Here is a 14,490-nt window from a genome sequence, read left to right on the forward strand (position 1 = left end):
CCTGTCTCGCATTATCAATTCAAAGTTCATTTTCGGGTTTGATAAAAGCGGGAGGTAATCTCAGCAATATCCTTCAATGTCGCAATTGAGCGAGGAACAGCCGTTCACAATTATGATTTCAAAAGATCATACCTATGTTAACTTTTGATTTCGTTGAATACCTGAAAAGTATGTGTATTTGCACAGGTATAATAGCTAACCAATCAAAAATGTGATTTTACTTCCTATTAAATAAATTTATTAATTCTCGCTTTACCTAGCCCATAAAATTCAACTTATTGATTAATAATTAGATTTTTAAAGCTATTTCGTATTTAATAGGACACAACTGAGGGCTCGTTAAGACAGGTCTCGCTTTCTTTTCGAAAATTAAATATGTCAGCGCCCTTTAAAATTTAATTTATTAATATTAATCAATTGCTTATTATTATTTTTTATCAAATTTTAGGTGATGTCTGAAAATTACATATCCGGCATTCTCGATAATAAGCGTTATAAGGCACTATGAGTTCAGCATTAATCGCAACTGTATTGCTTGCATCAATTAACACTCCAGACTATGAAGTATCAGCTTGTGACAAGTCTAAGTTTTCTGTTAATCATGCTGTTGCCGCCAAGTGGCCATTGATTGAAGATCATCTTCGCTTAGATAGTGGGTATGTAAAAATAGAAGCAATAGTAAACTCTGCAGGCTTTGTAACTTCACAAAAAATAGTAGATACAAAACCTCGGCGCGTATTTGACCGCTCAGCTAAAAAAGCTATGAAGCAGTGGTCATTCTCGGAGAGTAGCAAAGAAGAAAGATGCTTTAATGTTGTTTTTAAATTTAAACTGGTGCGTTAAAGTACCTAATAACAAGCTAATAAGTAAGGACTAAAAACAGTTTGCTGTTTTCGTTCCTCAACATTTTAGCAAACAATTTTTAGCCCATTATTTGGGCGTTAGGTCTCTAGAGTATTTCTCATGCAGTTGATTATAAAAATAATTTCAATTTTACTGTTCCTTCAAGTTTTTAACGTTAATGGAGCTGACGTGGAACCAGAATCAAAATATATAGAATTGTCTACTGATACTTGGGGTTTAACTTTACCAGAATCATGGAAGCCCGAAGTTATTAAAGGTGGAGTCAGAGTTGATTCAGAGGATGAAGTATTTTCAATTTATGTATCCACATATAATGTTGATACTCCTACAGATGGCTGGGCACAAAGGGGTATCGAAATAGTTAAAGATTCTAAACATTCAGATCCTGGGAATAATTTTAAATATATGCAAGAAACGGTAGATTTGGATTCAAATATTCAATCTTTTACTCTTGATGCATATGACAAAAAGAACAGCTTTCGAATCTATACACAGCACTTTCGAATAGGGAATAAACTTGTTACTTTTTCAATCCATGATTATTGGTGCCAGTCTTATAAGAAATCTGTTAACTTTACAGAAGATCTAGTAAAAGGGTTTAAAATCAAGACCTAACAAATTAATTAAACAATGGACGCAAAACAGTAGGCTTGCGCTCCTTCGTCGCTTATCTTAGCCTACTATTTTTTCGCCGTTTATTAAGGCGTTACGAATGACAGTTGTTGGCACAAAGCGGAAGTAACCCTCTGAATTTCATTATGTATCTGACAGTAATGAGCGAAAAACGGTCATTCAAAATTGCATTTCTATTTCGTCAAAGTATATTGCTACCATAGTTAGGAAAACGAGCCAATCGCTCGTTTTTGTCCTGAAACAAAAGCGAGAACTATTGTATTTTAGTAGTAATGGCAATTAGTTAAGAAGTTTGCTACAAATGAGTCATTCAGAAAAACGAGCGACGCTGTGGTAGAAAAACGCGCGATTAACTCGCTATAAACATGTTATGTAACAAAGGAAAACCGTGCCTAAACGAATTATTTTTTTAGCCTTATTAATATTAGCTTTTAATTGCTCAGCTAACCAAGAAGCTGAAAAATGGTGTACAACTAAATTTAATATACTGAAGCAATATGTAGCTATGCCTCTTGATGATTTAAAGAAACTTAAGGACTCTCTTGAAGAAATAAAATCAGTGAAAGGAATGAGTGTATTGCTACAAGGTGACTTTGTTCAGATAATCAAAATGACCCAAGAACATCAAGAAATCTCATACGAAGAGGCAGAGGAAAAAACTCTAAACTTTTTCAAAGCTATGGAATTAAAAAATATTGAACGTGCTATTTATATGTATTCAATGAAATCTGAAGATGACTGGGCTAATGCATTTCAATCATGTGTTAAAGCTAATGGGTAATTGTTACATAACAAATTAATTAAACATTGGACGCAAAACAGTAGGCTTGCGCTCCTTCGTCGCTTATTTTAGCCTACTATTTTTCGCCGTTTATTAAGGCGTTAACTCCTAATCATGAATCTACTTCCAGTCAGCGAAAATATCTTCACACTTGATTCATTTCTTTCTAGTAAAGAATGTGAAGAATTTATCGTGCAGGCGGAAAAAGATGGGTTCCGTTCTGCTGATGTAGACACTGGAAATGGACGATCTCATTTAACTCACATTAGAAATAATGAACGAGTAGATTGGGTTTCTGAAAATCTGGCTGAGGAATGGTGGAATAAACTACCCCATCATCTTCTTCCAGAAATCGAGGGTAGAAAGGCTATTGGTCTATCCCCACGGTTTCGCTTCTACCGCTACACACCTGGCCAGAAGTTCAATATGCACAAAGATGGGAGGCAGGATGTTTCCGGAAATACTACGATGATGACCCTTTTAGTCTACTTGAACGAAGGCTATGAAGGTGGCAGCACCAAGTTCCGGCAAGATGATGTGGAGATCCATGCTGTTACGGGTCAAGCACTCATCTTTGAACACCACCTTTGGCATCAGGGCTCTAAGATAGAGTCCGGTAGTAAGTATGTGCTTCGTACTGATATAGTCTTCCAGAGTTAACAAGGCTATTCACCGGAACAGCAGTCCTTCGTTGCAATTTATGCACTTCGCTGCCGCTCCATTAACATAAATTACAACTACAGCTCGCTGTCCACTGATAGCGGCGTTAAATATAATCTTTAAGTTAGTGAGTATGTCAAACCAAATAAGAACACAAACTTATCCTGAATCTTGTATTTTTGAAAAAATCTTATTAAAAATACAAGAAGATCACTCTAGTGCTTATTTATTTATTTCAAATGAAATTAATAACTTATATCAAGATCACTTTTACTATTGGAAGATAGTGAGCTCGATTAGAATCGCTATTGACTGCGAGTTACTTCCAAATGAATTTAGTGGAAACCTAATGAAACTTGAATCCGCATTCAAGAGTATTGCTCTTAGAGAGGTGGTCGGTAATTGGACTGGTCAGGAAGAAAGCGGAATCAATCTAAAGTTAGGGGTTAACGCAGATAAAAGTGCTGTACTGGTCCGCTATTGGAATGAGGTGGTTGATGACGAAAATGAATTAATCTATCAAGAATATGATTCATTTGGTGAAGGCTATCAAGAAACTAACGATTTAATTATTTATAATTTTTTCAATGAACAAAAAGTAACTCATATTAAACTTGTACTGCATCTAAACATAGCATACAAAAAAAATGCATCGGGTTGCTTGTACTTTTTTCAGGAAAAAAGTTTAGTTCTTTGTCGTAGAGTGTCATTTGAACGTTGTAATGATAATACTTAGCAAGTGGTTAAATATAGAGAGTGAATGAGATGACGCTTTTTGCAAATAACCATAATAAACTCGCCTTTGTAATTTTCTATTTGCAAAGCGTTACGAATGACAGTTGTTGGCACAAAGCGGAAGTAACCCTCTGAATTTAATTATGTATCCGGCAGTAATGAGTGGTCAACGGTCATTCAGGTTTTTAAAATTAATTGATATCTTGTAAGCTACTTTAGGTTCTTTACGCTGCGCTTAATATCGTTATGACAGGTGTAGAATGTCTCTGGGTTATTACACATATGGATATATAACATTCTGATTTTAAATACTAATAATTTACAGAGAAATAATAACTATAAGTATGATGCCTTTGGCAATGCGCTGGGGAATAGTATTGTGCAGGGGCTGGCGAGTCAGCCTAAGTCCAAAAAGCCGAGAATAGACCCTGATACAGGTAAATCATCTCCTTTATTGGATCCGAATGCTTGGTCACTTGAAAAGGCATTTGAGGAATATAAAAGTCAGCCAGACGCGCTTCAAAATGAAGAACCAAGCGGTTGGGTAAATAAAGAGTTAATAAGAAAAGAGTTGGGCTTATTTTTTGCCGATATTACTGACTTAAACTTCAACCTCGACGATTCAATTGTAAATAAGGCCTTACCATTCTCGGATAATCCTAGTAGTAATTTGTTAGGAGGGTTCTTGCCTTCAACAGCTGATAACCCTCAGGGGTTGCCTGAGAATACTAGGAATATGATAGACTTTTATGCTTCCAACCCATTACTTAGCATTGAAGATGGGTTTGATGTCAACTCACTTAGTCATTATGAAAAGCTTCATTATGAGTTTGCTAAAGAAAGATTTATGGCATCTTCTTCCGAGCCTCAGCTGGTTGGGGCTAATTTAGAGTATGAAGCACGGTTAGCAAAAACTAAGGAATACTTTTCTGGCACAAATAATAGCCCTTGGCACCTGCCTGTATCACGCGGGTTAAATGATGGCTTGATGGGAGTTGCACTTTGGAATCGTCCTCTGCAATTAACAAGAGCTTATGCGGGTTACCAAGCTGCGGATATCGCGGGGGCGGCATATCAAAATAGAGAGCAGATAGCTCAAATATACTCTGAAGCGAAGCAAAATGGCGGTATGACACTGGCTGTTGGTGTAACGCCGAGTTTTGATCTGAAGTATATACAAGGTGCTGGGGCGCTAGGAGTGTGGGGTTCTTTGAATTTTAACACTTTAGAGTTTAATAGTAACTTCTATTATAGCCATGAGTCAGGAGGAGCTGTAAAAATGCCTCTTCCCAGTGTAGATCTTTTGTCTATGGAGGCGACGGTGTACACATCTTTTGATCATGATACAGCCTTGAATGGTTATTTTGATGTATATGGAGCTGGTTATAACAACTGGGATACCACAATAGTAAAACCTCGTGGTGCAACTTTTAATGGATATCAAGTAACAAAAAGCCTTTGGTCTAAATCCCCAGTAAATGTAAAACATGATCCCAGCATCTATATGAGAAGTGGATGGGGCACAACATTTGGTTTATTAGGTAATTAGGCTATGAGAAAAAGAAAGTTACAAATCAGCATCGTTTCATGTTTTAGTGTAGTTTTAGTCATGAGTGCTTTAGTATCTCTTTTTTTCGGAGAGGACAATAGCCATAAAATCAATGCACTATTAGACTTAAAACCTAATAGTTCATATAAGCTTGCTCCAGAAAAATTAGGAGAGCACTTTTCGATAACGCCAATTGGTGATCTAGGAAGTTTTCAACAGTGCCTCAAAAGTTACAAGCCAGTAACTTGGCGAAACTCAGATGGAGAAGAAGGGAGTAATATTGAGCTTTTGATTGACAATAAATATTTATTAAAGGCTGCTCTCAGTGGTAGAGAAGTATACGCTTTCACACTTTTTATTCTGCAAGGTGACTCGTCTAGTAACCGAGAAAGAGTTGGATACTACTCATTAAATTGTAATATTGATCTGCTTAATACTTGGTCCGAACGGTCCGAACTTAGTGAGATAGAAGCGCTAAATGATAGCTCTTACTTTAAAGAAATCTATATCAGCAATGATAATTTGACGCTACCAGTCACAAACGGAAAGCTAGGTCGCTTCTATTCATGTATGAAAAGCTATGAACCGTTTGGATATGAAGAGACTGTTGCTGAAGAGGGGTTGATTAAACTGAACCTCGATGGGGGCTCAGAACTTCAAGGCGGCCATATTTTAAATCTAGGTATTAAAGGTGATAAAGCTGTTAGTGTACTGATTGAGAAGTATGGTTACAGAGATAGAACTGAGTCAGTGAGTAAAAGCTACAAGATCGACTGTGACTTAGACTTGCTTGATAGTTAACTAACTCAAATCGGCTAGTTATCTAGACTAGCCGATGCCTTTGGCAATGCAATAGGTTTAGAGTTAGCACGAATGACAGTTGTTGGCACTTAACGGCTATTGAATACCCTACTTTACTCACTTTTAAATCACACCCAGTAGTGATTAAAGTGAAGTAAATTAATAAAGGGTCAGTAATACTGACCCTTTTTTTAGCCGATTCCGCCCTTCGTTAATTTAAACGGATTTAGTAACACTAATAATTCTTCACGTGTTAAATCAGTTTCTTCTAAAGCAACGTCAATCACAGGTCGATTTTCTTTATACGCTTTCTTTGCAATTTCAGCGGCTTTTAAATAGCCAATTACTGGGTTTAAAGCGGTGACTAGAATGGGATTTTTATCGAGCGATAAATTGATCCTATCTTCATTCACTTTAAAGGTAGCAATTGCTTTATCCGCTAAGTGATAACAGGTGTTAGTTAATAGATCAATGCTTTGCAAGATGTTGTGTGCAATAACAGGCAACATTACATTTAGCTCAAAATTACCAGATTGCCCTGCAACGGTAATCGTAGTGTCATTGCCTATCACTTGTGCACCCACCATTGCCGCTGCTTCAGGAATAACTGGGTTTACTTTGCCCGGCATAATTGATGAGCCAGGTTGCAGTGCTTCTAATTCTATTTCTGATAAACCAGATAATGGCCCTGAATTCATCCAACGTAAATCATTTGAAATCTTTATTATTGCAACAGCCAATGTTTTAAGTTGCCCTGAGAGTGCAACAATCGCATCTTGCGAGCCAATGTTATAGAAAAAATTAGTACTTGGACTAAAACTAATACCAACAGCAGTGCTTAAGTTAACAGCAAATTTAGTAGCAAATTTTGGATCTGCATTAATGCCTGTGCCTACTGCGGTTCCCCCTTGCGCAAGTGGTTTAACACGCTCTAAGGCATTATTAATACCGCTAATTGCAAATTCAATTTGGCTTTTCCAACTGTCTAATGTTTGGGCAAATGTAATTGGCATTGCATCCATTAAGTGGGTACGCCCTGTTTTGCAAATATGCCCTACTTCTTCACTTTTTTGATTTATAACATTGATCAGATGGTTTGCAGCAGGTAACAAATGATAATAAACACCAATACAACTGCTCACCTGAATAGCTGTTGGTATCACATCATTGGAACTTTGCCCCATATTGACATGATCATTTGGGTTTACGGTCTCTTTAAGTGCGTTTGAAGCTAATGTGGCAACAACTTCATTCATATTCATATTTGAACTGGTGCCAGAACCTGTTTGAAACACGTCTATTGGGAATTGGTCATCAATGCCACCAGCGAGCACTGTTTCACACGCATCAACAATCGCTTCACAAATATGCGGCTGCAAATGTCCGATCTCTTGATTTGTTTTGGCAGCACTTGCTTTAATATAAGCAAGTGCTTGAATAAACCAAGCTGGCATTGTTAAGCCGCTAATATCAAAGTTATTTACAGCACGCTGTGTTTGCGCTTGATAAAGGGCTTTTGCTGGTACTTGTAACTCGCCCATGCTGTCTTTTTCAATTCTAATATCTGTCATTTTTTATCTCTGATAGCTTAAAAATTCAAAGCTGATCACTCGTAACTCATTCTCTAATTTATAATAGTGCCCCAGATCACCTTCGTTCTTTTTATAAAAACGTTTGAGTGCAAACAAAGGTTTATATACAAAATCTAAACTCATACGTCTTATTAAAAGATGTAATAAAGGATCACTCATAATATTAAGTAAATCGAAAAATAGTCGTCTTAAAAATAGCTCTTGCAGCAAAGGGTTATTCTCTTTTTGATAAACCTTTGCAAGTAGCAGCCCGTGTTCAACAACATTAGATAAAACGTCAAACGCTTTAGCACTTGAACAACGCGACAACCTAGTTAAATTAAAAGAATACTGAGTATGAAGATCACAAACATTCATTATTAGCAAATGATAATTATTATCAATAACTGGAGATTAGTATAATTAACTCTTAGATTCAAATGGTTATTAGTTAGATTTGTTTTTTTTGGTTTTATACATTTTTTGGTCAGCTAAATGCAATACATCATCAAGCTGTATCTCTTGCCCATTAAAAAGTGCATACCCTATGCTTGCCGAGATTTGAAAGCACTTTGAATCCACTTTAATAACCTTTGTTAAATGGGCTTGAATTCGTGATATTACATCTTGAGCATATTGTTCTGCGGCTAAATCGTCTTCACTTAAATGCTCTAACAGAGCAACAAATTCATCACCACCTAAACGCGCTACATAATCTACTTGGCGTAAATCTGACTGCAATCTGCGCGCAATAATTTTGAGTGTTTTGTCTCCAACGTCGTGACCATGGTTATCATTAATCGGTTTAAAATCATCTAAATCTATAAACAACAACGCTGAGTACTTAGTATTATTTTCATGTGTTTTAAGGCGATTAAAATGTTCGGTTAGGTGCCGCCGATTAGGTAATGACGTAAGTGCATCGGTCATAGAAAGGTAAGTCACCTTTTTTTCCAACTCTTTTTGGTGCGTAATATCAGTCGAAATACCTAATAACCCAACGATTTTGTTATTTTCATAAATCGGGGTTTTGACCTCAATGTAGTACTTAGTGTTGTTAAATTTATCTAGTGTAACGATTTCTTCTTTACTGCTGTTACCAGCCAACACCGAATTATCAATCTGCCTTAATTTTTTTACAGTGCTCTCATCAAAAAAATTGTGGTCAGTTTTACCTTCGATTTCATCTTCAGTTAAACCAAATAATTCAAGTGTTACTTTATTCGCGTAAATATAATGAAAGTTCACATCTTTGATATAGACGTAAGAGGGTACTGCATCCAATGCGAGTTTAAGCTGTTCTATCGTTTTGTCTTTACTTTGATTCGACATTTCTATGCTCAATTGTCTATGTACTTAAACTGCGAAGCAAATTAAGTATAGTCATTTTTTAAATTCCATTTGCTTACATTTTAAAATTTTTACGTTAAAAAAATAAATAGTTTTATCCGCGTTTACTAATAATTCATAAACATGACATTTGTCATATGAATTTCCTGACAAAGATCTCTTATAAACAATTCCTTTTTACATAACACTATAACTGTACCGAATAGTTCGGTCAGTCATTCAAATAAAAGGATAAACTATGTACACAATTACTAAAAAACTCAGCGTATTAATCATCTCGGCTACAGCGTTAACTGCAAACTATGTGCTAGCTGACCAAAGTGTTGTAGATAATATTGAGATTGCTTCACAACACAATAATGTTGAAAAATTAACTGAACTTACTGAATCGTCTCAAGGGTTTGACAAAGCACTTGCTAGTTACCGTTTAGCGATTGCTAAAAACATCACTGGTAACATTAACGAAGCACTGTTGTTATTGGATAATGCTGAATCTATTTTATCAAGCGAAGCTCAAAGCCTAGATAAAAGTGAAGTCAATGCATTATTAGCGCAAATATACGGCTATCGTATTGCGATTAAGCCAATTTCGGGATTTCACTACGGCATAAAATCAAGTAACGCACTTAAAACAGCTTTCGAAATTAATCAAAGCAATCCTCGTGCGCACCTTATTAAAGGCATTTCAGCATACAATACACCAGCTCTATTTGGAGGCAGCAAACAACAAGCACTCAATGCACTTAATACCTCAATTAAATACTTTCAAATGGACAATAATTCTGGTTATCAATGGGGACAAGCAGAAGCATATGTTTGGCGAGGGCTTACCCATTTAGCATTAAATGATACGCAAAACGCTTTGAAAGATTGGCATAAATCTCTCGAACTTGAACCCAATTATGCATGGGCTCAAATGCTTATTAATAGTAACCAGGGTTAATAATTAAATAAATAAGTTAATTGTGTGATTAATTCATTTTGGGGCAGCTTGCTGCCCAATAGAACCAAAGGATTTGAAATGAAGACTTTAGAACAATACCGACTCGAGTTTAAGCAAAAGAAGATGCTTGCTATGCCTATTTCAGGCTGTTTAGTGTGGTTTTTATTAGGCTTTCTCGGCATGGTTGTTGAAACACAGTATCTGGGACTCATTACATTTATCGCTACGGGAATGATATTTTATATCGGGATTGGCATATCAAAATTAACACATGAAAATTTATTAATTAAAAAGGCTGAACGAAACCCGTTCGATAATTTATTTTTGAGTACCGTAGTTATGGCTATGATGGGTTATGGGCTGGTGATTCCAATGGCACAGTTAGATCAGTCAACTATCCCATTGAGTGTTGGCATTATTTCGGGCTTAATGTGGCTCCCACTTTCTTGGACCTTGCAACACCCTGTTGGTTATATTCACACAATTACACGAACTTTTTCGCTCGTTATTTTGTGGTATTTATTTCCTGGTGATAGATTTGTAATACTGCCTTTTGCTATTGTAGTCATTTATTTAATTAGTATTTATCAATTATATACTCGTTGGCAAAAGCAACATCAACTACCTAAGACTATGGCACAAAACGTAGGTGAAAATGGATAATTTTAAACAAAGCCTCGCGGTAGAAGGAAAGTCTTATTGGGTGTGGGGCCCACTCGCCTTTTCTAGCTTTTATTTTTTACCTTTAATATTTAGTTTTCAACATTTCACACTATTCAAATTATTTGCCATGAGCCTGATATATATAGCATTTGTTTTTTGCTACATAAAGGCGGTTAATGCTCGTGGTGAAAAAGCGCTGTTACCAGTATTTAGCATTGTTGTGTTAGCCACGTTTGGCGCATCAATTACACCCGGAAGCCAAGCTTTATTTGGTTTTGCATGTTATTTTTGTGGTTTTAATTTTAAGAGAAATAAAGGGTTACAAGGACTAACCGGGGTATTACTTGGTATTGCACTGTCGGCCTATTTATTTAACTTAATTAATCTTTATTACATAGCCCCCGCCTTAATTACCAGTATTGGACTTTATTTTATGGGGCGCGCAGAACGCCGAGAACGTCAGCATCAATTATCAGAAGCAAAAAGCCAACAGCAAATCGAACAACTCGCAATGATCGCAGAAAGAGAACGTATAGCTAGGGATATACATGATCTTGCTGGTCACAGTTTGTCATCCATTGCGTTAAAAGCAGAACTTGCTGAAAAATTGATTATAAATGACCAAATTCAAAATGCGCAAAACGAGATTCAACAAGTTGCTAATTTAAGCCGTGAGCTATTAAGTGATATTCGTCAAGCTGTTACCAATATGAAGCAGTTTCACTTAGATGACCAATTAAACGTGTTGAAAAATGATTTATTACAAAATGGTTTTCAAGTAAGCGTCAATAACCATTTAAATAGCGCGTCATCTAGCATTCAAAACACCATTTCAATGATCTTAACTGAAGCCACAACCAATATTATGCGCCACAGTAAAGGTAATAAAGTGACTATAAATATTACTGAAAAAGAAATATCAATTAGCGATAATGGCAAAGTAAACACCTTTGTTAAAGGCAATGGCCTTAATGGTATAAAACAACGAATTGAGGCTCTTGGTGGTGAATTAGTTGTGGATCACGAAAATGGCTTTAAATTAGCCATGACTTTTAAAACGGAATTAATATGATAAATGTACTTGTTGTTGAAGATCAGCAAATGGTAAGAGAAGCGATTAGTGCACTGATTGGTTTAGACCCTTTTATTAATGTTGTGGCACAAGCCGAAGATGGCAAAGCAGCGCTTGCGATATTGCAAAATCAACACGTTGATATTGTGCTTTCAGATGTCGAAATGCCCAACATGACAGGTATTGAGCTTGCTGAGTCATTACAAAACAGTCAGCCAAATTTGAAAATAATGATAATGACTACATTTTCCAAAGCAGGTTACATCAAACGGGCTATGAACGCAGGTGTGTATGCATTTATCTTAAAAGAAGCCCCATCAGAGCAACTTATTAATGCAATTAAATCGGTGCAACAAGGCAAAAAGGTGATTGACCCTGAACTTGCCCTACTCGCACTTTCCGACACAGATCCTCTTAATGACAAAGAGCGAAAAGCGTTAAAACTTGCTGGTGACGGTCTTAAAACACATGATATTGCAGCCAAATTGTTTTTATCAGAAGGCACAGTGCGTAATTACCTTTCAGAAGCAATAAGTAAACTAAATGCAGTAAATAGAGTCGATGCAGCGCGTATTGCACAGCAAAAAGGCTGGTTATAAACCAGCCTTTTTAACATTTTATTCTTCGTCTGGATCAAATCCAGATTCACCACTAATTTTTTCTGGGTAACCACATATCGCACGCGAAGTTGCCATACCTGACATGGTAGCGGCTTCCACGCAACCAGCATTTACACCCGTTTTTATCCAATCACCTGTAATATAAAAATTATCAAATACAGTACCGTCCGTTGGCAGACGATATTGACTTGAATTCACCACCGACATCACATAGCGCTCACTCGGGTCAACATTTGCACGCCAATACTGACTATTAAAACGCGCCTCACCTTCTACATTTGTTGTATCCATAAGTGCTTGCCAATCAAACTCCCCTTGTGTGGCTATATTTGGCCAAAGCGGATGCATCTGGTGTTTTAATTTAAAGATACTATTGTTTTTTACTCTATTATTACACTCTTGCTGAAAGTGTGTGTGGCTTTCATCAGGATAAATCTCTTGGGTAAATGCACTGCAAAAATAAGCTACATTTTTTGGCTCTATACCTTGTTGCCAATCTTCTTTATTTATCAATTGATCCATTGATGCCCATGTATCAAATGGTTCACTAAATCCACTTAAAATGGGTTGTTCGCCACTTGCTGGTGTAAATGCCCAGCCAGTTTCATCAAGTGTTTTATCAAGCCATAACTGAAATGCTTGGGTAGCAACTGCTTGTACTTTTTCGGCGGTTAATTTAAGAGCCGTGTCTTTTCTTAGTAATTTATTACATAGGTGTGGCAGGCTAGCAACTGAAATACCATAAATGACTTTATCAAAATCAACACCTTGTTCTAATGTTATCTCTGGTAACGCTTCACCAAAATGGTTTTGATAAACATTTGGCCAATCGCTATAAAAGCTCTCTAAATTAATATTATGTAGTTTTAAAAGTGCTGCTTGTTCATCGTCGATTTGGTCATAAAGTGGAAACGATGGCCAACAAGGTAAGCCCTTTACATCTACTAACGGTTTGTAATCACCCGTTTTTAGATTAACTTGTTGGGTTAACCTAATACTTTCAACATAATGGCTATCTTCATCCTTATTTGGTGTTAGCTCTGACACTTGATGAAAATAGTTAAATTTAACACCTCGTTTTATTAGCAGCTCATATATAGGGCTAAATATGGTATCCCCCATACCTGCTTGCATCTTCCACATCACACCGCCGTGATAACACAGTGATAACCTGAGCATGGCTAATGCTGCAACGCCAGCTTCAATATTAGGTTTATTAAAATCACCATTTTCATATGCGAACACAAGGTCGTAAAATCCACGAACCGGCGCAGAATTAACTGAAAACTTTGCATTTGCTCCGTGCTTTAATAACCATGCCCTAAAATCTAAGTTATTGATAGCACCAAAACCACGTTCAAACACCTTGTCTTCAATTAGGCCTTCCATCATGGCAAGCGCTAAGTCAGCACAAATATATAAACGGCGAATATCACTATTATCTTCAAGTAAATCTTCAAACTCTTCGTTTATCCAGCGTTTGAAGCGCCTTACAAGCCATTGTATTGCGGTTGGATGTTTGTGGTTTGATAAGTTTTTATCACTGACACGTTTATCAAAAAAGTAACTTAATTCACTGAGTGTTACCTGAATATGTTTAGAGAAATGTTCAAGTGAATGCTCAGCATCTTCTTTAAATTCTTGCCACTCTTCTTTGATATCGTCGACTTTCTCTTTAACTTCATCAATAAAATGTGCAAATACACTTTGCTCTTCATCACTTTCCGGTGCATGAATATCACGCTTTTTATTAAGTGAATCGGCTTTATGTTCTAAATCACTAATGAATTTTTTTAGCCAAAAATACAATAGACGGGCGATTTCCCAAAAATGAAGATCTAATGTCCCATCGGCAGGATTGCCAGGAATTTCAGGAAAATCTACAGGCCAAGTTTGCCATTCATTATCAATAAGTTCTTGTAATACCACGTAACTGTGAGGCTTAAAGGCTTCTTGCCAAGTTGCAAGCGGCATACTGTCTGGACGGCCTAATTTTTCATAAACTGCTTGAATGGTTTTAAATGAGTTTACATAAGCGCCAAACCATACATGTAAGCCATGCTCTTCTATGCGCTGACCAAGGTAAGGGTTGCGGCCGCTTGCACCTTTACCACCAATGCGCCACCCTTGTTGGTAAACAGTAATATCATATTTATCTTGCCAATTTTCATCGTCGGTTAAATACACCGCAGCAGTCATGGCCGATACACCACCACCGAGGATCACAATTTTTTCTTTTGCCATGTTA

The 14,490-nt window shown here is 36.7% G+C and carries 15 protein-coding genes; 11 read left to right on the forward strand and 4 right to left on the reverse strand.

Features of this window, described 5'->3' with window-relative positions:
• Nucleotides 1-504 precede the first annotated feature (504 nt).
• The 7 genes from ON073_RS07580 to ON073_RS07610 all read left to right on the forward strand — a co-directional run bounded on the left by ON073_RS07580 (nt 505) and on the right by ON073_RS07610 (nt 6,023).
• Nucleotides 505-843, forward strand: a complete 339-nt coding sequence (locus ON073_RS07580) for a TonB family protein (protein WP_274761276.1) — start codon at nt 505-507, stop codon at nt 841-843.
• A 189-nt stretch (nt 844-1,032) separates the two neighbouring features.
• On the forward strand, nt 1,033-1,479 hold the full coding sequence (locus ON073_RS07585; protein WP_274761277.1) for a hypothetical protein: 447 nt from the start codon (nt 1,033-1,035) through the stop codon (nt 1,477-1,479).
• 406 nt (nt 1,480-1,885) lie between these two features.
• Complete coding sequence (locus ON073_RS07590; protein WP_274761278.1) at nt 1,886-2,278, forward strand: hypothetical protein; 393 nt, start codon at nt 1,886-1,888, stop codon at nt 2,276-2,278.
• A 114-nt stretch (nt 2,279-2,392) separates the two neighbouring features.
• Nucleotides 2,393-2,938, forward strand: a complete 546-nt coding sequence (locus tag ON073_RS07595) for a 2OG-Fe(II) oxygenase (RefSeq protein ID WP_274761279.1) — start codon at nt 2,393-2,395, stop codon at nt 2,936-2,938.
• 133 nt (nt 2,939-3,071) lie between these two features.
• Entirely contained in the window at nt 3,072-3,674 is a 603-nt protein-coding gene (locus ON073_RS07600) for a hypothetical protein (RefSeq protein ID WP_274761280.1), read from the forward strand.
• 378 nt (nt 3,675-4,052) lie between these two features.
• Entirely contained in the window at nt 4,053-5,222 is a 1,170-nt protein-coding gene (locus ON073_RS07605) for a hypothetical protein (protein WP_274761281.1), read from the forward strand.
• 3 nt (nt 5,223-5,225) lie between these two features.
• Nucleotides 5,226-6,023 carry a hypothetical protein gene (locus tag ON073_RS07610; protein ID WP_274761282.1) on the forward strand — a complete coding sequence of 266 codons (798 nt, stop codon included), beginning with the start codon at nt 5,226-5,228 and terminating at the stop codon, nt 6,021-6,023.
• 191 nt (nt 6,024-6,214) lie between these two features.
• Here the strand turns inward: ON073_RS07610 and ON073_RS07615 are convergent, their stop codons facing one another.
• The 3 genes from ON073_RS07615 to ON073_RS07625 all read right to left on the reverse strand — a co-directional run bounded on the left by ON073_RS07615 (nt 6,215) and on the right by ON073_RS07625 (nt 8,926).
• On the reverse strand, nt 6,215-7,594 hold the full coding sequence (locus ON073_RS07615) for a class II fumarate hydratase (RefSeq protein ID WP_274761283.1): 1,380 nt from the start codon (nt 7,592-7,594) through the stop codon (nt 6,215-6,217).
• A 3-nt stretch (nt 7,595-7,597) separates the two neighbouring features.
• Nucleotides 7,598-7,972, reverse strand: coding sequence for a hypothetical protein (locus tag ON073_RS07620; protein ID WP_274761284.1), 375 nt, complete (start codon nt 7,970-7,972; stop codon nt 7,598-7,600).
• A gap of 69 nt (nt 7,973-8,041) precedes the next feature.
• Nucleotides 8,042-8,926, reverse strand: a complete 885-nt coding sequence (locus tag ON073_RS07625) for a GGDEF domain-containing protein (protein WP_274761285.1) — start codon at nt 8,924-8,926, stop codon at nt 8,042-8,044.
• Between the two features lie 256 nt (nt 8,927-9,182).
• Between ON073_RS07625 and ON073_RS07630 the strand changes: the two genes are divergently transcribed.
• The 4 genes from ON073_RS07630 to ON073_RS07645 all read left to right on the forward strand — a co-directional run bounded on the left by ON073_RS07630 (nt 9,183) and on the right by ON073_RS07645 (nt 12,221).
• Nucleotides 9,183-9,887: a tetratricopeptide repeat protein gene (locus tag ON073_RS07630; RefSeq protein ID WP_274761286.1), complete on the forward strand. Its 705-nt coding sequence runs from the start codon at nt 9,183-9,185 to the stop codon at nt 9,885-9,887.
• 78 nt (nt 9,888-9,965) lie between these two features.
• A complete protein-coding gene (locus ON073_RS07635) occupies nt 9,966-10,550 on the forward strand; it encodes a DUF7010 family protein (protein ID WP_274761287.1) in 585 nt (194 codons plus the stop codon).
• On the forward strand, nt 10,543-11,622 hold the full coding sequence (locus tag ON073_RS07640; protein ID WP_274761288.1) for a sensor histidine kinase: 1,080 nt from the start codon (nt 10,543-10,545) through the stop codon (nt 11,620-11,622). Before ON073_RS07635 ends, ON073_RS07640 begins: the two co-directional genes overlap by 8 nt.
• Complete coding sequence (locus tag ON073_RS07645; protein WP_274761289.1) at nt 11,619-12,221, forward strand: response regulator transcription factor; 603 nt, start codon at nt 11,619-11,621, stop codon at nt 12,219-12,221. The genes ON073_RS07640 and ON073_RS07645 overlap by 4 nt, the downstream gene beginning before the upstream one ends.
• An 18-nt stretch (nt 12,222-12,239) precedes the next feature.
• Here the strand turns inward: ON073_RS07645 and ON073_RS07650 are convergent, their stop codons facing one another.
• The gene (locus tag ON073_RS07650) at nt 12,240-14,486 is read right to left on the reverse strand and encodes an NAD(P)-binding protein (protein ID WP_274761290.1); all 2,247 of its coding nucleotides are present in this window, start codon (nt 14,484-14,486) and stop codon (nt 12,240-12,242) included.
• Nucleotides 14,487-14,490 lie beyond the last annotated feature (4 nt).

This window comes from Pseudoalteromonas sp. G4, assembly GCF_028875915.1.
In the GTDB taxonomy this organism is placed as follows: domain Bacteria; phylum Pseudomonadota; class Gammaproteobacteria; order Enterobacterales; family Alteromonadaceae; genus Pseudoalteromonas.

Coding starts and splice junctions, on each gene's coding strand:
- ON073_RS07580 (WP_274761276.1), top strand. CDS start 505: ATGAGTTCAGCATTAATCGCAACTGTATTGCTTGCATCAATTAACACT.
- ON073_RS07595 (WP_274761279.1), top strand. CDS start 2,393: ATGAATCTACTTCCAGTCAGCGAAAATATCTTCACACTTGATTCATTT.
- ON073_RS07600 (WP_274761280.1), top strand. CDS start 3,072: ATGTCAAACCAAATAAGAACACAAACTTATCCTGAATCTTGTATTTTT.
- ON073_RS07610 (WP_274761282.1), top strand. CDS start 5,226: ATGAGAAAAAGAAAGTTACAAATCAGCATCGTTTCATGTTTTAGTGTA.
- ON073_RS07615 (WP_274761283.1), bottom strand. CDS start 7,594: ATGACAGATATTAGAATTGAAAAAGACAGCATGGGCGAGTTACAAGTA.
- ON073_RS07620 (WP_274761284.1), bottom strand. CDS start 7,972: ATGAATGTTTGTGATCTTCATACTCAGTATTCTTTTAATTTAACTAGG.
- ON073_RS07625 (WP_274761285.1), bottom strand. CDS start 8,926: ATGTCGAATCAAAGTAAAGACAAAACGATAGAACAGCTTAAACTCGCA.
- ON073_RS07630 (WP_274761286.1), top strand. CDS start 9,183: ATGTACACAATTACTAAAAAACTCAGCGTATTAATCATCTCGGCTACA.
- ON073_RS07635 (WP_274761287.1), top strand. CDS start 9,966: ATGAAGACTTTAGAACAATACCGACTCGAGTTTAAGCAAAAGAAGATG.
- ON073_RS07640 (WP_274761288.1), top strand. CDS start 10,543: ATGGATAATTTTAAACAAAGCCTCGCGGTAGAAGGAAAGTCTTATTGG.
- ON073_RS07645 (WP_274761289.1), top strand. CDS start 11,619: ATGATAAATGTACTTGTTGTTGAAGATCAGCAAATGGTAAGAGAAGCG.
- ON073_RS07650 (WP_274761290.1), bottom strand. CDS start 14,486: ATGGCAAAAGAAAAAATTGTGATCCTCGGTGGTGGTGTATCGGCCATG.